At 54.6% G+C, this 15331-nt stretch carries 11 protein-coding genes; 6 read left to right on the top strand and 5 right to left on the bottom strand.

Annotation, left to right across the window (positions count from 1 at the left end):
* Positions 1 to 86 precede the first annotated feature (86 nt).
* Both LOS79_RS26585 and LOS79_RS26590 read left to right on the top strand, forming a co-directional pair.
* Positions 87 to 1550, top strand: coding sequence for a CoA-acylating methylmalonate-semialdehyde dehydrogenase (locus LOS79_RS26585; RefSeq protein WP_315413626.1), 1464 nt, complete (start codon positions 87 to 89; stop codon positions 1548 to 1550).
* Positions 1551 to 1582: 32 nt separating this feature from the next.
* Positions 1583 to 2977, top strand: coding sequence for an aspartate aminotransferase family protein (locus LOS79_RS26590; protein WP_315413627.1), 1395 nt, complete (start codon positions 1583 to 1585; stop codon positions 2975 to 2977).
* On the opposite strand, the gene LOS79_RS26595 is transcribed toward LOS79_RS26590, so the two are convergent.
* Positions 2943 to 4631, bottom strand: coding sequence for a PucR family transcriptional regulator (locus tag LOS79_RS26595; protein ID WP_315413628.1), 1689 nt, complete (start codon positions 4629 to 4631; stop codon positions 2943 to 2945). The genes LOS79_RS26590 and LOS79_RS26595 overlap by 35 nt on opposite strands.
* A gap of 333 nt (positions 4632 to 4964) precedes the next feature.
* Between LOS79_RS26595 and LOS79_RS26600 the strand changes: the two genes are divergently transcribed.
* The 4 genes from LOS79_RS26600 to LOS79_RS26615 all read left to right on the top strand — a co-directional run bounded on the left by LOS79_RS26600 (position 4965) and on the right by LOS79_RS26615 (position 9400).
* The gene (locus LOS79_RS26600; RefSeq protein ID WP_315413629.1) at positions 4965 to 6356 is read left to right on the top strand and encodes an NAD(P)-dependent oxidoreductase; all 1392 of its coding nucleotides are present in this window, start codon (positions 4965 to 4967) and stop codon (positions 6354 to 6356) included.
* Between the two features lie 78 nt (positions 6357 to 6434).
* Positions 6435 to 7724 carry an NAD-dependent dihydropyrimidine dehydrogenase subunit PreA gene (gene preA, locus LOS79_RS26605; RefSeq protein ID WP_315413630.1) on the top strand — a complete coding sequence of 430 codons (1290 nt, stop codon included), beginning with the start codon at positions 6435 to 6437 and terminating at the stop codon, positions 7722 to 7724.
* A gap of 1 nt (position 7725) precedes the next feature.
* Entirely contained in the window at positions 7726 to 9153 is a 1428-nt protein-coding gene (hydA, locus tag LOS79_RS26610) for a dihydropyrimidinase (protein WP_315413631.1), read from the top strand.
* Position 9154: 1 nt separating this feature from the next.
* Positions 9155 to 9400 (top strand): hypothetical protein, encoded by a 246-nt coding sequence (locus LOS79_RS26615; RefSeq protein WP_315413632.1) that lies wholly within the window; start codon positions 9155 to 9157, stop codon positions 9398 to 9400.
* Positions 9401 to 9543: 143 nt separating this feature from the next.
* Here LOS79_RS26615 and LOS79_RS26620 read toward each other — a convergent pair whose 3' ends face one another.
* The 4 genes from LOS79_RS26620 to LOS79_RS26635 all read right to left on the bottom strand — a co-directional run bounded on the left by LOS79_RS26620 (position 9544) and on the right by LOS79_RS26635 (position 15316).
* Positions 9544 to 10044 (bottom strand): GNAT family N-acetyltransferase, encoded by a 501-nt coding sequence (locus LOS79_RS26620; protein WP_315413633.1) that lies wholly within the window; start codon positions 10042 to 10044, stop codon positions 9544 to 9546.
* 85 nt (positions 10045 to 10129) lie between these two features.
* A complete protein-coding gene (locus LOS79_RS26625; protein ID WP_315413634.1) occupies positions 10130 to 10801 on the bottom strand; it encodes a hypothetical protein in 672 nt (223 codons plus the stop codon).
* Positions 10802 to 11090: 289 nt separating this feature from the next.
* Entirely contained in the window at positions 11091 to 12182 is a 1092-nt protein-coding gene (locus LOS79_RS26630; RefSeq protein WP_315413636.1) for a response regulator, read from the bottom strand.
* Positions 12183 to 12193: 11 nt separating this feature from the next.
* Entirely contained in the window at positions 12194 to 15316 is a 3123-nt protein-coding gene (locus LOS79_RS26635; RefSeq protein WP_315413638.1) for an ATP-binding protein, read from the bottom strand.
* Positions 15317 to 15331: the final 15 nt, after the last annotated feature.

Genomic DNA, 15331 nt, shown 5'->3' on the forward strand with positions numbered 1-15331 from the left:
TCTTCATAGCAATAATAGATGGCCGCCCGGAACTGGCGGTCATCTATTATCATAAGCATTCCAGAATATGGAAAGAGGTGCAGACGATGTCTCTGCTTGCAGGTCAGGCCGTGAAAGTGAAGAACTATGTGGAGGGTGCTTGGATAGAATCTGCCTCCGGAACTGAAGAGGAGGTGTTCAATCCGGCGACAGGTGAAGTGATTGCGTACGTGCCGATCTCCAGCCGTGCAGAGCTGGAGGTGGCCGTCCAGGCGGCTTCAAAGGCCTATATGTCTTGGAAAAGAGTGGCCGTTCCGCGCCGGGCCCGCTACTTCTTCCAGTACCAGCAGCTGCTGGTGCAGCACTGGAATGAGCTGGCGGAGCTGATTACACTGGAGAACGGCAAAAGCCTGGATGAAGCACTGGGTGAAGTGCAGCGCGGTATTGAATGTGTGGAATTCGCCGCTGGCATTCCGACGCTGATGATGGGCAGCCAGCTGCCGGATATTGCGACAGGCGTGGAGTCCGGGATGTACCGCTACCCGCTCGGCGTAATCGGCGGCATCGCCCCGTTCAATTTCCCGATGATGGTGCCCTGCTGGATGTTCCCGCTGGCCATTGCCTGCGGCAATACCTTTGTGCTGAAGCCGTCTGAACGGACGCCGCTCCTGGTGAACCGGCTGGCGGAGCTGTTCGCGGAGGCGGGCTTCCCGCCGGGAGTGCTGAATGTGGTACATGGAGCTCGTGAGGTAGTGAATGGCTTGCTTGAGCATGAAGAGGTGAAGGCGGTTTCGTTCGTCGGCTCGCAGCCGGTGGCGGAATATGTATACAGACACGGCACGGCGCACGGCAAGCGGGTTCAGGCGCTGGCCGGAGCCAAGAATCATTCGATTGTACTGCCGGGTGCGGATCTCGACAATGCGGTGAAAAATATTATTTCCGCCGCCTTCGGTTCCGCCGGAGAACGCTGCATGGCCTGTGCTGTGGTCGCTGTGCATGAAGCGGTCGCCGATGAACTGGTAGGCCGGCTGGCCGCAGCGGCCGACGGCCTGAAGATCGGCGACGGCAAGGAGGAAGGCGTGTTCCTCGGCCCGGTAATCCGCCAATCGAACAAGGAGCGGACGATAGCCTACATTGAGGCCGGGCTGGCTGAGAAGGCGGTGCTGGTGCGTGACGGCAGGAAGGACGCTGCAGCGGCGGGGGCCGGATATTTCCTCGGACCGACGATCTTTGACCATGTGACGCCGGGCATGACGATCTGGCAGGATGAGATCTTCGCACCGCTGCTGTCCATCGTCCGCGTTAGGGATCTGGCCGAGGCGATAGCGGTTACGAATCAGTCGCCCTTTGCCAACGGGGCCTGTATCTATACCGACAGCGCCAAAGCCATCCGTGAGTTCCGCGAGGAGATTGATGCCGGAATGCTGGGGGTTAACTTGGGCGTACCTGCGCCGATGGCCTTCTTCCCGTTCTCGGGCTATAAGAAGTCATTCTATGGGGATTTGCATGCTAATGGAAGGGACGGCGTTGAATTCTATACCCGCAAGAAAATGGTTACGGCACGTTATTGACTTATGACTTATGAAACAAACTCAAACATCAAATGGGTTTTCCGGGAGGAGAGAGTGCCGTGCAGAGTCTGGGCAAAGAAAGCGAGCAGCTGCTGAAGAAGGATCAGCAATATTTATGGCATAATATCACGCCTTACAGTGAACAGAATCCGCCTATGATCGCTGCTTCTGCAAGCGGTTCGTGGGTTACGGATATCGACGGCAATAAGTTTCTGGACGGGATGTCCGGGCTGTGGTGCGTGAATGCCGGTTACGGGCGCAAAGAGCTGGCGGAAGCGGCCTACCAGCAGCTGCTGGCCCTGCCGTATTTCCCGCTGACACAGAGTCATATGCCAGCTATCGCCCTGGCGGAGAAGCTGAATGAATGGCTGGAGGATGACTATGTCATCTTCTTCTCCAACAGCGGCTCGGAAGCGAATGAAGCTGCCTTTAAGATTGCCCGCCAGTACCAGCAGCAGACCGGCCAGCCGTACCGCCATAAATTCATAGCCCGCTACCGCGGGTATCACGGAAGCTCGATGGGCTCCCTTGCGGCGACCGGACAGGCGCAGCGCAAATACAAATATGAGCCGCTCAGCGGCGGGTTCCTGCATGTGGCCCCGCCGGACAGCTACCGCCGCCCTGAGGGGATGACGGAAGAGGCATTCAACCTCCAGTGCGCCCAGGCGATTGAGGACATGATCATCTGGGAAGGTGTAGAGTCCGTCGCGGCGGTCATTATGGAGCCGGTCATTACCGGCGGCGGCGTCATTGTGCCGCATCAGGTCTATATGGACCGGGTTCAGGAGATTTGCCGCGCGCATGGGGTGCTGCTGATCATCGACGAGGTCATCTGCGGCTTCGGGCGCTCCGGCCGTAAGTTCGGTCATCATAATTATGGGGTCAAGCCGGATATTGTCACGATGGCGAAGGGGCTGACGAGCGCCTATCTGCCGCTGTCGGCCACGGCGGTGCGCAAGGATATCTATGAAGCCTTCAAGGACAACAGCGATGAATACGGCCATTTCCGCCATGTGAATACTTTTGGCGGCAACCCGGCGGCTTGTGCGCTCGCGCTGCGTAATCTGGAGATTCTGGAGCAGGAGAAGCTGGTGGAACGTGCGGAGCTTCTGGGCCGCAGGCTGGCAGACGGATTCGCTGCTCTCCTGGATCACAGGCTGGTCGGCGACATCCGCAGCTTCGGGCTAATTACCGGCATTGAGCTGGTGGCGGACAAAGTTACCAGGCAGCCTGCCGGGCTCAGCATCGTCAAGGGTATTATTGCCGAATGTAAGTCAAAAGGGCTGATCATCGGCAAGAACGGGGATACCGTAGCAGGCTTCAATAACGTATTGACCTTCGCTCCGCCGTTATCGTCCACCGATGAGGATATTCAGTTTATCATTGATACGTTCACAGCTGTGCTGAACGGGGGCTGGGCAGGGTGAATTTCTCCGGGTAGAGGAACTGGTAGGCACGCAGGGCGACCTGGATGGAGATCCGGTTCTCCGGCAGCATGAAGTCTTCACCCAGCAGTTCGGTGATTTTGTCCAGCCGGTAGTAGAGCGACTGCCGGACAATGAACAGGTTCCGCGCAGCGATCTGCTTCGAGCCGTCATGGTCGAGATATACGCGAAGTGTCAGCATCAGCTCGCTGCCCTTGGCTTCGTCATGGTCAATCAGCGGGCCGATATAGCTGCGGATGAAATTTTCCAGTGTCTTGCCGTCGTTCAGATTCAGCAGCAGCTGAAAGACTCCGAGCTCTTCGTAGAACAGGATGGATTTCTGGTAGCAGGTATAGAGAGACAGCGCTTGTACGGCTTCCTGATAACCGGCGTGGGCATGCTTCAGGCCTTTGTGGGACTTGCTGACTCCGATGACGAGCTGCAGGTCCTTCAGCTTCTCATCCGAGCGGATATGCTGCAGGGAGCCCAGCGCCTGCTGCAGGCGCAGCTTGCCGGGCAGCTTGGACTGGATATCCAGTGCGATGACGGTCAGCCGGTTGTTCTTCAGGGTAATCAGCGGCCGGAGGGAATACTTCTCGAAGATGGAGCGCAGGATGAGGGACAGATGGAAGGTGATTGATTCCCAGTCGTTCTCTGAGCTGTTCCATTTCACGTCACGCGGGTTCTCGATTTCAATCAGGCAGACCCGGTACGGCAGCTCGTTGACTGTGTTGAAGTCAGGACCGACCAGCCCCTTGAGCCGGGAGTCGTCCTGGCTGCGTCCGCCTACGAGTTCATCCACCCACAGGTTCTCGGAGAAAAGCTTGCGCTCCTCCATATAACGCGTACGCAGCAGCTCCTGGGCAATCGACAGGGAGGCTGAGTCGAGCAGCAGGCAGTCGAATTCCTGCGGCTTGTGATTGCAGACCATCAGAATATAAGCCCAGGTCTGATCCAGCGCGCCAACCGGCTTCAAGACAATGGATTTATGGCCATATTCGCGGATATGGGGAGCTGCGTCGGGCTGTGCGCCCTCCATCTCTTCTCTGAAGGCTGTGAAGAAGCTGAGCAGCGGGGCCTGCTCCTCGGGCGCAAGCGCCGGGAAGAACAGCGGTTTGCCCTGCAGCTGCATATAAACAATTTGCGTGCGCGTGCTTTTACATAAAAGCTGAAGGACCTTAAGGGTGCCTTGGGAAGTCAGTGTGAGCCGGTGGAATTCGCGGGAGATGCTCTCGAGCTCCTGCAGCATACGGTGATGGCGGTTGATGATGAGGGAATGCAGGTCAAGGGTGATGTCGACGAATCGTACGGTGCGGGTAAACTGGATCAGCGGGAAGTCGTGACGGTTAGCGAGATCAATCATCTCTTGCGGAATGGTGCTGAAGTAAGCTCCCAGCTCAATACACAGGCAAGCGGCGTTCTTATCAATCAGATTCTGCATGAAGGACAGGGCTGCGTCCAGATCAGCGCTTGCACCCATTCCGGTAGTCAAAATCATCTCTTCGCCATGAATAAGGCTCTCGAAGCTCGGACTCTCCAGCACATGCACCCAGCGGACTGCCCGGTTCAGGCCGGTTCTCCCTCCGACCAGCTCGGCCTCTGCGAACAACGGTCTCTTAAGCGCGCCCGAGATCGTAAATACAAGTTCCCAATCCATATGCCTTCCCCCTCATTTGCGGATGTCATGAACGTATCTTTGACGCTCTCCCCATTTACGGGCTAATCTCACAGGTAAAAAATAGACTTTTGAAATTAGACAATTTGTCTAATGTAACGAAATATGGAATTGACTATAGTTTGAATATAATATGTCAGGAAACATAACTTAAGTGGAAATGGAATCAGAACTGATATTGCTTTAAAGATCATTTTACTACAATAATCCGTAATAGTAAGTAAAATATTAAGGCAATCATCGTAATAATGTTATATTATATAACACAAACCTGATTCAGATGCGGAAGCTACTCATACAGAGGAGGGATAACCGATGGAGCAAGGTTCACCGTTAACCACATTTACACCTGAACTGTTCATGCGTAATTTTGCCGAGGCTGAGCCGGGGTTAACCCGCAAAGGTGCAATGGAGGAATCCAACCGCTGCCTGTACTGTTACGATGCCCCTTGTATTAAGGCCTGTCCGACCAGCATTAATATCCCCTCCTTCATTAAAAGAATCGCCACTGACAATCTGAAGGGTTCAGCGATGGCCATCATGGACGCCAATCCTGTCGGCGCCAGCTGCGCCCGTGTCTGTCCTACCGAGGAGCTGTGCGAAGGGGCCTGCGTGCTGAATGATGCTTCCGCCCCGATTCAGATCGGTCTGCTGCAGCGCTACGCTACCGACTGGGCAATTAACAGCGGAGCTCAATTATTCAAGGCGGGTATTCCTAACGGTAAAAGAATCGCAGTCATCGGCAGCGGACCGGCAGGCTTATCGGCGGCAAGGGAGCTGGCGCGCGAAGGCTTCCGGGTTGTGGTCTATGAGGCGAAGCAGCTGGCTGGCGGCCTCGACACACACGGAATCGTATCCTTCCGGCTTCCGCAGTCTGTTTCGCTCTGGGAAGTAGAACAGGTGGAGAAGCTGGGTGTGGAGATCCGCACCGGAACAAAGGTGGGTGTGGACGTTTCGGTAGAAGAACTGAAATCAGATTACGATGCTATTGTGCTGGCTGCCGGTATGGGGTATGTGCCTCCGCTGGGTATTGAGGGTGAGAAGCTGTCCGGTGTCTACGATGCGATCGAATTAGTGGAAACTACGAAGACGGGGATTCCGGCTCTGGAGCTGATGGGCCAGCGTGTTGCAGTCATCGGTGCCGGCAATACGGCAATAGATGCGGCAACCTGCTCAGTGCGGCTCGGTGCCGCGAATGTGAGGATGGTCTACCGCCGGACCCGCGGAGAGATGACGGCGTATGACTTTGAATATGAATTCGCCAAGCAGGAGGGGGTAGAATTCAGCTGGCTGACCCTGCCGAAGCGGATTATCGGCGATGAGCTCGGCAATGTCACGGCGCTGGAATGTGTACAGATGAAGCTGACCGGCGAGACCGGCTCTGACGGACGCCTTGCTCCTGTGCCGGTGGAAGGCTCGGAATTCCTGCTGCCGGTGGATGCAGTGGTCATAGCCATCGGACAGAAACGGCGGATTGACCTCATTGAAGCCCTGGGTATTGAGCATAACCGGGGTGTGGTGAAGATTGACGGGAAGACCGGCCGTACCTCTGATCCGCAGATCTATGCTGCCGGGGATATTGTCTTTGGTGCAGGCTCAGGCGAGGCGATGGTTGTCTCCGCTGCCCAGCAGGGTAAAGATGCCGCTTATGCAATTATGAAGCAAATGCCGGGCCTTCAGGATCTTGCTGCCCGCTCTGCTGTATAAATTCTGTGCATGGACTAGTGTTGCATACGACAAGCCCGGCTGTTCCGGGCGGACTTCATATGACAGGGAGGTATATCAATGGCAGATCTGAGTATTGATTTTGCGGGGATCAAGTCACCTAATCCGTTCTGGCTGGCCTCTGCGCCGCCGACCAATACAGGCTATCAAGTACAGCGTGCCTTCGAAGCGGGCTGGGGCGGCGCGGTGTGGAAGACGCTGGGCGAGCCGGTTATCAATACCTCTGCGCGGTTTGCTGCCGTTCATTTTGGCGGGCAGCGGGTCGCCGGGTTCAACAATATTGAACTGATTACCGACCGTCCGCTGGAGGTTAACCTGAAGGAAATCTATGAGACGAAGAAAAGATTCCCGGACCATACCATCATTGCCTCGCTGATGGTTGAGCCGAAGCGGGAGAAGTGGCATGAAATCGTCAAGCGTGTTGAAGCTATCGGTGTAGACGGCCTGGAGCTGAATTTCGGCTGTCCGCACGGGATGGCTGAACGCGGAATGGGCGCAGCCTCCGGCCAGCAGCCGGATCTGGTGCAGGCACAGACAACCTGGGTCAAGGAAGTGGCGACGACTCCGGTGATTGTGAAGCTGACGCCGAATATTACCGACATCACGGTTGTTGCCCGGCATGCGGTTAAAGGCGGCGCCGACGCAATCAGCCTGATCAATACGATCAACAGTCTGGCCGGAGTGGATATCCACAGCTGGAACACGATTCCTAATGTCGGCGGCCAAGGCGCACATGGCGGCTATTGCGGTCCTGCGGTGAAGCCGATTGCCCTTAGCATGGTGGCGGAATGTGCCCGTGACCGTGCGGTCGGCGTACCGATCTCCGGCATTGGCGGCATCTCCACCTGGCAGGATGTCGTTGAGTTCATGCTGATGGGCTCTACCGGGATTCAGGTCTGTACGGCGGTAATGCACCATGGCTTCCGGATTGTCGGGGAGATGATTGACGGTCTGAACAATTATCTGGATGAGAAAGGTCTGGCTTCCGTGATGGAGCTGGTCGGGAAATCTGTGCCCAAGTATTCCAACTGGGGTGATCTCGATCTTAACTATAAGGTGGTTGCGCGGATCAATAATGATAACTGCATCAACTGCAATAAATGCCATATTGCCTGTGAGGACGCCTCGCATCAATGTATAGATATGCTTACTAATGCTGAAGGCAAGGCTATTCTGGAGGTGCGTGAGGAAGACTGTGTGGGCTGCAATCTGTGTTCGATTGTCTGCCCGGCGGACGGGGCGATTGATATGGTTGCGCTGGACAGCGGAGCGGCTCCGCTGACCTGGAATCAGCGTAATCAGGTAATCAGCGGAGTTAACGGTGCTTATTCTGAAGCGGAGGTGGTCTAAGGTGAAGAAGCTCATCAAGAACGGGGTTATCGTGACGGCAGCAGATACTTATACTGGGGATGTGCTGATCGAAGACGGGATGATTACCGGAATCGGCCTGGGTCTGGATGCGCAGGGAGCAGAGCTTGTCGACGCTGCCGGCTGCTATGTATTTCCGGGAGGGATTGACCCGCATACCCATCTGGATATGCCCTTCGGCGGTACGGTGACTGCCGATGATTTCGAGACCGGTACAATTGCTGCCGCTTTCGGCGGGACGACGACGGTTATCGATTTCTGCCTGACCACCAAGGGGCAGCCGCTGCAGCAGGCCGTTGACATCTGGCATAACAAATCGCAGGATAAGGCGGTCATCGATTACAGCTTTCATCTGATGGTTTCAGAGCTGAACGACAAAGTGCTCGGCGAGCTGCCGCAGATTATTGAGAATGAAGGCATCACCTCACTGAAGGTGTTCATGGCCTACAAGAACACCTTCCAGGCTGATGATGGCGTATTATACAAGACGCTGCAGGCGGCTAAGCGCGAAGGGGCGCTTGTTATGGTGCATGCCGAGAACGGCGATGTCATCGAGTATCTGGTTGATCAGGCGCTGGCCGCCGGCAATACAGATCCGATCTATCATGCGCTGACCCGTCCCCCTGAGCTTGAGGGTGAAGCTACCGGCCGGGCTGCATATTTGACCGGATTGGCCGATTCCCAGCTCTATGTAGTGCATGTGACCTGTGCCGAAGCCGCCTGGAAGATTGCCGAAGCGCGCAAGAAAGGGCTGCGTGTCTACGGAGAGACCTGCCCGCAGTATCTGGTGCTGGATCAGTCGGCACTTGAGAAGCCTGACTTCGAAGGTGCCAAGTATGTGTGGTCCCCGCCGCTGCGCGAACAGTGGAATCAGGACGTGCTGTGGGATGCTCTCTGGAGCGGAACATTGCAGACGATCGGCTCCGACCAGTGTTCCTTTAACTTCAAGGGACAGAAAGATCTCGGGCTGGGTGATTTCTCCAAAATTCCGAATGGCGGGCCGACCATAGAAGACCGGTTCAGCGTCCTCTTCTCCGAAGGTGTGCAGAAGGGCCGGATTTCCTTGAACAAATTCGTCGATATTATCGCGACCTCCAGTGCGAAGCTGTTTGGACTGTTCCCGCAAAAAGGTACGATTGCCGTGGGCAGTGATGCGGATATCGTAATCTTCGATCCGGCTGCAGAAAGAACACTGTCTGCAGCGGCTCACCATATGAATGTGGACTATAATCCGTTTGAAGGCCTGGAAGTTAAGGGTGAGCCGGTGTCTGTACTCAGCCGCGGTGAGTTCGTGATCCGCGACAAGGCATTTGTCGGCACGGCAGGTGCGGGTAAGTATCTGCACCGCAAGCGCTTCGAGGCGGAAGCGCCCCGTCCGGCCAAGGCGGAAATCAGCGGAGGGGTGATCTAGGATGTCGGCTTTCGGGGAGTTTGATAAAGAGCGGCAGGAAATTGACGGGCTCATCAGCCGGGGATACAGGGTTATACGGATTATTGAAGATCTGGACGGTACCACAGTCAGATTCCGGCACCTTGAGCCGGGCGGAGCTCCGGTTGAACTGCAGCTGCTGACGGCGGATGCGCGTAAACATGTGACCACGCTGATGCTGGGCGGCAGCAAGTCTGCCGCTCCGAGCGGAGAGTCTTACGTCATCTAACATAACGAATAGAGAACGAGCGTCCCGGGAGTCAGGTAACGGCTGCCGGGGTATTTGTGTGAGTAAGCATAAAAAAACAGCCGGCAGGCCCAAAGTCTCGTCTAACCGGCTGGCTGTGCGGCTGTCTGGATATGTGGCAATACTCATCCATTCCCGTATTCTTGGCGCAGGATGGACATAATCATCAGCGAATCGAATCCATCCTCTGTCCGGACGCATTCGCGCAGGGTGCCCTCCGGCTTGAAGCCGGCTTTGGCATAGACATGCTGTGCCCTGGCGTTATGATCTTTAACGTCAAGCCATAGCCGGTGGGTATCGGTATATGTGAACACCCAGCTGCTCAGCATGGCCAGCAGCCTTGTTCCGTAGCCGCGGCCTTTAGCCTGAATGACAATCCGCTTGATGCAGACCGTGAGGTTAGGGTCCTGTAGTCCGGTAAGGATAACATAACCCGCACGTTCCCCCGCTTTATTTAGAACAATCAGATGGACTGTATCCTTATCACTTAATGCACCGGCATGCTGTTCGCGGCTCCATTTACCGACATACCGGGAGTTAAGCCCGTCCCTTTCCGCAGCGAGCACAAAATCCAAGTCTTCTGCAGCAGTAGAGCGTACATCTATAATATCGGATTGCAGCAGCATATTCTTCCACCCGCCTCCTAAGTATGTATAGAGACATCGTACAGGAAGAACCGCGGGCTGCCAAGCCGTGAGGGGATGTGAATTGTTATGCCAGGCGGTCGGCTTTCTCCAGCGAAAAAACAGAAACGGAAGGTGATTGGGATATGACAACAGATGCAGGAGGGATCACCGTAACATCGGGTGAATAAAGATAAAAGCTGTTGCCTGCGTCAGAAGTTCTAATTCTGGTGAATTCATTAGCAAGGGTAATTGAAGAGTTGAAGGCGAGTGTCTGTTCCTTGACCCGCAGCTTGAAGGTAACCAGTGTCTGGTCTACTGCCGGGATGCAGTTATGTTTGCTGCCCGCTTCAACCTGGATATCGATTCCGCGCATGGTGGTGTTCATTCCGAGATGAATGCTTCCGTCCACAGGATTCTGGAAATTAAACTGAAAGATATTATTGACCTCATTACCGGCGGTGTAGTTGGCATCCTTATAAGTTGAATGCTGCAGGTACTCCGAATTATCAAAGACCTGGCTGTCATATTGAACAATAAAATTAAGATAGCTGTAGCCGCGGTCGCTCGGTGTGAAATCTCCTAAGTGTACCGATACAATCACTTCTTCTCCCGGGAAGTAGGAAGCTTTATCGGTAGTTACCTCTACAGACATCGCAGGGGGCGTATTATCTACAGTCACTTCGCGAATCATCGACAACATCAGCGGCAGGAATCGGGTGCGTTTGACAACATTTTTGAAACCGGTCCATTTACTCATCTTACAACCTCCATTGCTATAATGATGCATCCTGTGATCGAAACATTCTGTATAAGGCAATGGTAACAATTGTCACTGATAAAACGCTGATAAACGTCGAACTGTGGCATAAAATATCGAAATAATTTGCATAAAACATACATATTTCCTCGAAAAATCATTTTGTCAGGAGTTTTTTCCTAAACCCAGACAGCCAAAAGACGACAAACATTCGCCGAATTGTGAATGAATGTCGTCTTTTGTAGTATTGCATTTCCCTGGTAGTAGGAGAAAGGATGCGGTCCTGCTACTATTTCCCCAGCCGCTGATAGACCTCAAGGAACCAGTCCGGCAGCCCGTCACCCATCTCGGCCTTGTAAGAGTCCCTGAATTGGGTGAATTTGCGCTGTGCCCGCAGAGGTTTGCCGATCTCATAGTAAAGGGAGATTAACTGCAGGGCATAGCTCTCCTCCAGCGGCTCCAGCTCAGTCAGGCGTACGGCATAATCCTCCGCCTCATAAGGGCGTCCGGCCTGAACCAGCCCAAGGGTAAGCTTCTCCAGCAGCTTCAGGTACAGCCGGCGGTACTTATCGCGTGTGGAATATACCCAGAGGCTATCCAGTGACTGGAGCAGATCGCCTTGGTACAGGGCTGCTGCTGCGCGCATATCTTCCAGCTGATTGTTCCCGAGCGCCCTTGTGGCGGTATCATTGAATTTCTCCGTATCGTCTTCAATCCCGCGCGATTCCAGCCGGTAGTTCTCCCGGTCAAAGCTCAGCTCGATGCTCTCCTCCAGTGCAGCCTTCTTCAAGGTTTTACGGATCTGATAGACGGTGGTGTGCAGATATTGCTTGCCCTTCTCATAATTCCACTGCGGAAAGACATCATTCAAAATTACGCTTACGCTGCCTTGTCTGTGCACCCACAGATAGGCAAACAGCTCCTCTGCCTTATGTGTATTCCACTTCACCGTCCCGTGCGGGCCGGTCAGCTCATAATCACCCAGCAGCCGGAAGGTCGTTACTGCTCTTGTTTCAGCGGTGCTGGACAGCATACGTTTCGTCAGCAGTTTGTTCCAGGTCTTCAGCAGGCGTGAAGGATCAACAGGCTTAAGCAGATAATCGACTGCGGACAGCTCGAAAGCCTCTACAGCATAATTACGGTAGGCAGTGACGAAGACGATATCCGTATCCGGCGAATAGGGCAGCAGCTTCTCGGCAAAAGCCAGCCCGGACAGCTCGGGCATCTGAATGTCGAGGAACAGAATATCCGGCTTCTGCTCTACGGCAGCTGTGAAAGCTTCACGCGGATTGTCATATACAAGTATAGAGGAAATACCCTCACACTGGAGCAGCAGCTCACGCATCTGCTCCAGTGCCGGCCATTCATCATCAATAACCATTACAGAAATGCTCAGTTGACCTCATCCTTCCAGGGGATTGTTATAAGTACATCTACGCCGCCGCCGGCTCCATGTGTAAGGATCAGCGGGTAGCCAAACTGTGTCAGCAGCCGGCGGTTAATATTCCGCAGACCGATTCCTGTGCTTTCCCCGTGCGGGGAACGGTAATCCTCCTGCATCCAGGAGGCAAGCTGCTCATCGCTCATCCCTTTGCCGTTGTCGGAAACGGTAATAAGAATCGCATCGCTTTCCTGCCTGGTAGAGAGGGTGACGGTGCCGCCGCCGATTTTTTCCATCAGCCCGTGCCGGACGGCATTCTCTACAATCGGCTGTACAATCAGCGGCGGCAGCGAGAATTCACTCGCCTCAATATTGTACTGGACATTAAGCCGCTTGCCGAAGCGGGCCTGCTCCAGCGACAAATAGGCTTCGATCAGCTCCAGCTCTTTCTCGAACGGAATGGCTGTTTCCTGATTGCTGAAGTCAAAGCTGCCGCGCAGGAAGTGGCTCAAATCATATAGCAGATGCCGGGTTTTCTCATTGTCGCGTGCACTCATCCAGATAATTGTATTGATGGCATTGTAGAGAAAATGCGGTTTGATCTGTGCGCGCAGCATGGCAATCTCCGAGCTTAGCCGGTCAGAGACAGAACGTCTCAGCTGGACAAGCGTATTGACGCGCCCCTTGAGATCGCTCCAGGCATACGGCTTATGGATAAAGTCATTTGCCCCGGCGCGGAAGGCCGCCTCGTTGAAGTGAAGCTGCTGTCCGGCGGTAGCCATCAGAATAGGCAGATCCAATGGAGTGTAGGTCTGGCGGATCAGCCTGCACAGCTCAAGGCCCGACATCTCCGGCATCATGACGTCGATAATACAGAGGTCGAAATTACGGTCCTCGGCGAGCAGCGCCAGTGCGTCCTTGCCGCTCCGCCGGCTGGAGATGGTGTACTTCTCCAGCGACAGCAGATTAGTCAATGCTTTAAGGTTGGCGTAATCATCATCGACAATCAAGATGCGCGGAGCGTACAAGCCCGCTGTTCCGGCAGACTGCGGCGGAGCTACCGACCGGTATTTCCAGGCATCATCAAGCATCTCCGGCTGGAGCTGCTGCAAGCTGTGAAGCGGGGGGGTCTCCGCTTCATCTATGCCGGCGGCTTCGGCCTGCTTGAACGGCAGCGTGAAGGTGAAGGTGCTTCCCCGGCCAAGGCCGGAGGTCACGCTGATGGTGCCGCCGTGCAGCTCTACAAGCTTACGGCTGATCGCCAGGCTGAGGCCAAGGCCTCCGGTCTCCAGCGAGTCAGCTTCACTAATCTGCTCATAATCACGGAAGATGCTTTCGAGCTGGTCCTCGGGAATGCCCCGTCCGGTATCGGTAACAGAGACCGAGACGAGTCCGTCCTGCTGGACCGCTTCAATCACCACACTGCCGCGGTCGGTGAATTTCAGCGCATTATCCAGCAGATTGTAGAGAATCTGCATCAGCCGCTGCTCGTCCGCTTCGACCAGGAAGGTTCCCGGCGGAATATGGTTCTTGATGCGGATCTCGCCTTTTTTATTCAGAAACTGGAAGACCTCAATAACGATGCCGGCCACACCCTGGATATCAATGGTGCCCCAGTGCAGCGTGATACGCTGGCGCTTGATCTGTTCATAATCCAGGATATCCCTGACGAGAAAGGCCAGCCGCCTTCCGGTGCCCAGAATCAGCCGCATATCCTCCCGCTGGGACGAGCTGAGCGGTCCGCCGGCCCCTTCGTACATAGATAAGGCAATATTAATAATGGCATTCAGCGGCGTGCGCAGCTGGGTGGATGTCTTCAGCAGGAATTCATCCTTATCCCTGTCCTTGCGTTCGAGCTGGCGGGAGAGCTGCTTGATGGTCTGATAGGCATGGGCATGGCGCGCGGAGAGGAATAATCCTTCGGCAATGATGAAGATGGGTCCGGAGACCGGCGGTACTGAATAGAACCCTGTGCCCAGAACCAGGTTGCTGGTCAGAGTAAGTGTGAACATAATTGCGGCAATGACCCCAATGAGCAGATAATAGGAGCCGGTCTCCCGCCTCCATGTTGCTTTGGCCATAACATAGAAGGTATAAATGACAGAGATTAAACTGAAAAACAGCAATATGCCGGAGACTCTGGAGTATACACGCATAGTAGTAGTAAGTGTAATCAGGCAAAAGCCTGCAGAGTATACAAAGGTGATCCGCCGGAAGATACGGGAATAAAGTGCAGGAAATAAGGAATAGGTGTAGCTGGAAACAAAATAGAATCCGACCAGGCCTGATATCATCTGCAGCTTGCTGAACCCTTCATAGGAGAGGGAAGGAAGATAGCCCAAGAGCAGCTTTTCGCTGTGTGTCAGCATATACAGGGCAATTGTGAAGCAATACAATGCCAGCTGAAGGGAAGCCTTGTCATCTTTGCGCTGAAATCCCTGTCCGAAAAGGTAGAGACCGATGAAGGCAAAGCCTGCTGTAAGCAATATATCGTAGGTGCTGTTCCGCTGGTTAAGGGCTCCGATGGCGGAAGGGGTTCCGATCAGGAGCGGCTCGGAGATGCCTCCGTTCGTATAAATGAAATTGGAGGTATGAATCAGAATCTCCGCCTGATTGTCCTTTGCACTGAAAGTGAAGCTGTATGGGTTATTACGCGGTATGGTGCTTTCGGAGCTTGTCCCCGGTGTTCCGCTGCTGCCCAGAAGCTCCCCGTTCACAAATACCCGGCTGGCATTGCGGATATTGGTTACCTTAAGGGCATAGACAGGAATATCCGGCGGGAGCTGGACCAGCATACGGTAAGTGGCATAGCCGTAGCGGGAATAGCCGGTAACCGCAGACTTTGGACCCCAGGAGCCGGGTACAGCCATATAAGCAGGTAATTCAGCGGCCGCAGTGCGGCTGCCTTGTGCTTCCAGCAGCTGCTGCCAGTGGAATTCCCATTGCCCGTTTAATGGGAATACGGAATTATCATCAAAGGTACAGGCGGATAAATCGGTCACTCCGGGCTGGCGGGAGGTACAGGCAGAAGAGGACTTATCCAGCAGCGGCACCAAAGCCGCTGCGGCGAGCAGGCAGATACACAGCAGGGCGAGCGTTCTTTTGGCCAGCAGGCTATAATCAAATGTTTTCATGAAGACCTCACTTCG

This window comes from Paenibacillus sp. MMS20-IR301, assembly GCF_032302195.1.
Classification (GTDB): domain Bacteria; phylum Bacillota; class Bacilli; order Paenibacillales; family Paenibacillaceae; genus Paenibacillus_AQ.